Annotated in this window: 4 protein-coding genes; 2 read left to right on the top strand and 2 right to left on the bottom strand. The window is 33.8% G+C overall.

Going from position 1 to position 6060, the window contains the following annotated elements:
• Positions 1-89 precede the first annotated feature (89 nt).
• The gene (locus JGH11_RS18640; protein WP_201114322.1) at positions 90-1490 is read left to right on the top strand and encodes a DHA2 family efflux MFS transporter permease subunit; all 1401 of its coding nucleotides are present in this window, start codon (positions 90-92) and stop codon (positions 1488-1490) included.
• 16 nt (positions 1491-1506) lie between these two features.
• Here JGH11_RS18640 and JGH11_RS18635 read toward each other — a convergent pair whose 3' ends face one another.
• Together JGH11_RS18635 and JGH11_RS18630 are read right to left on the bottom strand one after the other, a co-directional pair.
• Positions 1507-2676 carry a lipopolysaccharide assembly protein LapB gene (locus tag JGH11_RS18635; RefSeq protein WP_201114320.1) on the bottom strand — a complete coding sequence of 390 codons (1170 nt, stop codon included), beginning with the start codon at positions 2674-2676 and terminating at the stop codon, positions 1507-1509.
• An 88-nt stretch (positions 2677-2764) separates the two neighbouring features.
• Positions 2765-3835 carry a magnesium and cobalt transport protein CorA gene (locus tag JGH11_RS18630; protein WP_201114318.1) on the bottom strand — a complete coding sequence of 357 codons (1071 nt, stop codon included), beginning with the start codon at positions 3833-3835 and terminating at the stop codon, positions 2765-2767.
• Positions 3836-3949: 114 nt separating this feature from the next.
• Here JGH11_RS18630 and JGH11_RS18625 point away from each other — a divergent pair, with 114 nt between their 5' ends.
• Positions 3950-5584, top strand: coding sequence for a sulfatase-like hydrolase/transferase (locus JGH11_RS18625; protein WP_201114316.1), 1635 nt, complete (start codon positions 3950-3952; stop codon positions 5582-5584).
• Positions 5585-6060: the final 476 nt, after the last annotated feature.

Here is a 6060-nt window from a genome sequence, read left to right as displayed (position 1 = left end):
AATTTTAATAAAAACTATTAAAGAGTGACAATACTCCTCCACGAAAAGACGTATCTTTATGCCTTAATTGCTTTGTTCGGTGTTTTTAGATGAAAATTGATAAATCCTATTCTGTATCCTTAATTGTTGCTATCTCTTTTTTCATGCAAGGTCTGGATACAACTGCCGTAAATACAGCTATACCTACTATGGCCAAATCTTTTGGCACAGACGTAGTTCATTTAAGTGCCGGTGTAACATCCTATTTAATAGCTTTAGCCATATTTATACCCGTTAGCGGATGGATTGCCGATAGATATGGTACACGAAAAGTTTTTTGTACATCAATCATATTATTCATATTAGCATCGGCTCTTTGTGGATTTTCTCAGACCCTTACACAATTTGTCGCTTTCCGTATATTTCAAGGAATGGCCGGAGCCATGATGACCCCTGTAGGCCGATTGGCCGTTCTGAAAACCACTCCGAAAGAAAAATTAGTAACAGCAATGGCCTATATTACATGGCCTGCACTGGTTGCACCGATCCTCGGGCCATTAGTAGGTGGTTATCTGACCACATACTGGCACTGGCATTGGATATTTTTTCTAAATGTACCTATTAGCATTATTTGTGTTCTTTTGGCATGGTATCATATTCCGGAAGAGAAGGGTAACAATCCGATAAAACCACGTTTCGATTTTGTAGGATTTGTCTTGAGCGGACTGGCACTGGCCGGTTTTATGTATGGAGTAGAATTATTTAGTCGTGCCGAAGTTGCATATTATATACCCGTAATAACCATTCTTATAAGTATTGGACTTCTATTCTTTAATATACGCTATTCTCGACATATCTCTAACCCTTTGATAGATTATTCTGTGATCAGAATTCCAACCTATAAAATTACTATATTCACAGGATCTATTTCGCGTATGGTAATTGGCGTTGCACCATATCTTGTACCGCTTATGTTTCAGGAAGGATTTGGTTTAAGCCCATTCCAATCGGGTACCTTATTCTTAGCAACCATGGCAGGAAACCTTGCAATGAAACCGGCTACAATATGGATTATGAGACACTATAATTTCCGAACTGTTTTGATCTCAAACGGATTGTTAGTGGCATTATTTACTTTTTTCACAGCATTATTATTACCTACAACGCCCGTTATACTAATTGTCATAGTCATGTTTTTGTCCGGAATGTTCCGGTCTATGCAATTTAGTGCCATTACAACCTTAGCTTTCGCCGATATACCTCAACCTCGGATGACCTCCGCAAATACATTATATAGCACAGTGCAGCAAATGTCAACCGGGATGGGTATTGCAATGGGAGCTGTATTCTTGCGCTTTTCTAATATGATAAATGGGAGTTCGGATCACTATAGTGTAGCGGATTTTCGACTCGCATTTATATTTGTTGCCATGCTAGGTATAATATCCTTATATGGATACACAAAGCTAACTCCTGATGCCGGAGATGTAGTCAGAATAAAAAAACGATAGCTCGCTTTATTATAATTTACTCTTTATAAAGGATAGCTTCCGCTTTACCCTCAACAATATCTTTTACTCCAGATTGTAATGTACTATATGTCACATTACCATCATATATTGTGTTGAATGTATAGCGCTCTTCTCCCTTAACTTCTATAAATTTGTAAGTGCCGGCACCACCAACTTCATTCGTAGGAACAAATTCTAAATAGATTGACGACTTTATACTACCATTTTTATCGGCAACATAAAATATATTCTTTACTAAAGGCCTGCAAGTTGGTTCTTCATAGCGTTCATAGGCAGAAATCTCATTTTCTCCAACAGAAAAATGATCCATACAAAACATATCGAAAATACTTGTAGGTTGTAACCGCCCTTCTTTATAAGCTGCATATAAGGTTTGTTTATACTCATTAGCCTTGCTATATAACTCTAAAGCATTACAGCATTCCACCAACTTCTCAAAAGAATAATAATCATCTGGAAAATATTCTGTAAGTTCTTGATAAGCGTTTGATGCATGCTTATAATTTTTATTATCAAATTCCAGTTTAGCAATATTATACAATACTGTCACATATAACTCTTTATCTTTGACGACCCGTTTTTTTGCCTCATAAAAAGCCTCCAATGCATTTGCCATATCATCCTGATTGGCATACACAGCCCCGATCATATAATACGCTTTTTCGGAAGGATTAGGACAATTTATTGCTTTTTGAAGACAAATAAGTGCTTTTGCATAATCATCCTGTGCAAAATAGATATCTCCTAAAGCTGTATGATAGTCCGACTCTTTTGATGATAGACTGATTGCCTTTTGCAAATTTGCTTCCGCCTGACTATAATCTCCCCTAGCCCCATCGATTACACCTTTTACAAAAAGGGCACGTCCGCTCTTCGAATCTTTCTGTATAGCTAAAACTGCATACTTTGAAGCATTTTCAGCATCATCTAAACGATAATATGATTGAGCAATATAAGATAACTCTTCAGCAGATAAATTTCTAGGCATACCTGCGTATTTGTCTACGATCTCCTGATAATCCTCATTCTCAAACATCGCTTTTATGCCATTATCGGGTTTAGACACTTGATAATCTGTCAAAATAGAAGCAGAAGCTAAGGAATTAAATGATCCTGCAAATATTGATGCCGAAATGAATAATGTACAAACTATATTTTTTTTCATTGTTATACTGTGTATATTTAAGTAAATGATATAATTCTATTATTAGCACTAATGATAGTATTCTTGTCGAATATAAAGGACTATAACTTTAAAACCATTTTTGTTTTCTCATCCATAGATAAGTAAAAATGGCTACTAATGCCAGAATTAACCAAGAGAAAATATAACCATATCTCCACTCTGTTTCAGGCATAAATTTAAAATTCATACCCCAGACTCCTACCATAAAAGTTAAAGGTATAAATATTGTGGACACAACTGTCAGACGCTTAATAATCTCATTCATCCTCAAGTTATTGTTATTATAGTATAAATCTAACAAAGAAGTAAGAGTTTCGTAAAAGGAGGCTAGGTCATCTAACATAGTACGCATGCGATCGTCAAAATCGTTGAAATAGATAATATTCTCCTCTCCTATCAACTTATTGGTATTATGCAATAAATTAGAGTATTCCTCCCTAAGGGATATCACCGAACGTTTGATATGAATATAGTCGACACGACAACGATGCAAAAACTGAAGGATATCTATTGAGTCTTTTCGAACGATCAGTTGGTCCTCTATATCAGAAAGATAATCTTCAACACTCATTATTGTATTAATGTTGAACAGATTGACTGCATTTAAAAGAATATATAAGAGAAAATCTGTATTTTTTTGTCTTATAAGCCCATTATTTTCTTCTATATCTTGTTCAATCTCCTCAAAGATAGGAATAAGTGCTTCTTGGAAACTTACGATAAAATTCTTCCCTAATATAAATGCAATCTGTATATCGTCTATGCTCTTTATACTGGTATCTAAATAAAAAGATGACATCAATACAAAAGTAACATTCTCATATGCCACTATCTTAACTACCTGCTGATCTGCCAGGAGATCTTTTACATCAAATCCATGCAATCCAAACTCCCGGCATATACGATTCACTTGTGTAGCGTCCGAGAGGCCAAAAATTTTAAACCAATTTACTTTTGAATTATCTATATTGTCTTTTAAAGAAGATGACAGGGAGAGATTTTTCACCTCCAAGCGAGTAGAGTCATATTGCAACAACTCAATCGACATCGGAACATCTTTATCTCCCAAATAGATTGGTTTCTTTAATAGATTATTCCGTTGTTTACCTTTCCCTTTCTTTAATGTACGCTTTCTCATATCTACCAATAGTATATCGCACAAATTAAATTATATCAAAAGTAAGAATAAAATACTATATTTGCAGCTTCACTTGACTAGAAATATAACAAACTAAAGAACTCTATATTGGTGATGAAAGAGGTACTTAATATATTAAAAAAGAAAAAAATACAATTTTTCTTTTTATTCTACATCCTACTATTAGTACCTGTGCTTTGTCCTCTAGCAGAGAATTTTACATTCCTGGATAAAGTTGCCGTTTTCATTGTATGCGGCTCGCTTTTTTCGGCAATACTTGTCATATCATTATTCATTAGTTCTAAACTAGAAAGGGTTATCTACTCTATATTACTAGCTATATCTATCATACCCGGATCTATTTTCCTTGCATACCTGCTTTTTGCACACGTTATGCTCGAGCAGAATAGTGTGACAAGCTTATTTGAAACTAATCCGGAAGAAAGCAGAGAATTTGTAGCTCATTACCTGAGTTTATGGGTTATCGCCGGAGTAGTATTATATGCAGCAATACCTATTGTGATGGTATGTACAATGAAATCTTTTAAGCCACTTAAAATAAAGAATCATAAATACTTATTTACAATTAGTATTGTCATTATTTTATGTATAGTTGGAATAAACAGGGTTTCCCGTTCTGTATATTTTATCAACATATATAAAACGTTTATAAGCTATAAGCTGCGGACTAATTACGAAATAAAAACAATAAAAGAACGCCCCAATCACGATTATACTGTCGAAAATAAATATCAGGATACAATTCCCCAGACAATAATAATTATAATCGGTGAATCTTTAAATAAACACCATATGTCACTTTATGGCTATTCCAGAAATACCAATCCTCTTTTATCTGAATATGGAGATAGCCTTATCATATATCAGGATGCTGTTGCACCACAAGTACACACAATCCCTGTTATGCGATCCGTTTTATCTATGTCGGAACGCGGACATCCCGAATATTTTACAGAAAAACCTTCTCTATTTGAATTATTCAACAGAGCAGATTATAATACTTATCTTATAAGCAATCAAGAATTTAGTGAAGACTGTAAATCAAGCTATGATATACTCCTTACATTAGCTAAAACTAAATACAATGTTGCAAAATATAAACAACATGACGATATTGTTCTACCGGTTTTAGATAAAATACTGGAAGAAGACAAGACCAAACACAAATTGATACTTATACACCTGATAGGAAACCATATGGCTTATGAATTCAGATATCCGAAAGAGTATATTATATTCAATTATACAAAAGACGGACTAGTCCCTGACGCGCCATACAGAGATGATAAAGCTAAACGGACAATCGACCGTTTTGATAATTCGGTACTGTTTAATGATTATATAGTGAGTAGCATCATAAAGACTATGAATAAGGAGAAGAAGCAGAATACTGCTGTAATATATTTTTCCGATCATGGAGAAGAGCTTTACGACTACAGGGAATTTGCCGGACACGCCTATGAAAAGGTTTCTCCCAGCATGAGCGAAATACCTTTTATGCTATGGATGTCTTCTACCTATATAAAAAAACGGAAAGATCTTATTTTTGATATAAACCGTCCATTTTCTACTGAAGACTTTATATATTCCATATCTGATTTAGCCGGGCTCGAATACAAAGATTACCAAGATGAGCGAAGCCTTTTCTCCAAAGAATTTATAAAAAAAGAACGTTATGTCGGCGAAAAAAAATACGAAGATATAAAGAAGCGATTTAAAGGAAATTAGTTTTCTATTTTAAAATAAAACATAATTTCGCCACGATAAGCACAATTTTCAACTTTTTTTTCTCGTTTCTATATCATAGACTAAAGCACTGCAAAAAGGAAGTATGCAGAAAAGAATTTTATAGACTTTTTTTCTTCTGGGAGATATATTCTTTTTATCTAATATTTTCTCTCTATAGGATTGAACATCCTCCTTACTCGTTTTTTTTACAATCCCCTCATTATGATGCCAATCCATTGTGTCGTTTATTGCTAGTAATATTTATAATTTTATAAATAGCGTTTTTTGAATTATACATAAAGCAACTCTTTAACAGAGTATTTTCTTTTAATCTTTTATTTGCTTCTGGATGATAGAATAAAAGTCCAAGAAGAGGATATTATACCTTTGTCTTTTTCTATATAAATAGATTAAATTAGTCCTCTCGATTTAAATTCAAGATATTTGTTTATAGAATTTATTGTCAGATTTTCAGG

Source organism: Dysgonomonas sp. Marseille-P4677 (genome assembly GCF_016652235.1).
In the GTDB taxonomy this organism is placed as follows: Bacteria; Bacteroidota; Bacteroidia; order Bacteroidales; family Dysgonomonadaceae; genus Dysgonomonas.
The sequence above is the reverse complement of the archived record's forward strand: the minus strand, read 5'-3'. Positions and strand labels throughout refer to the sequence as shown.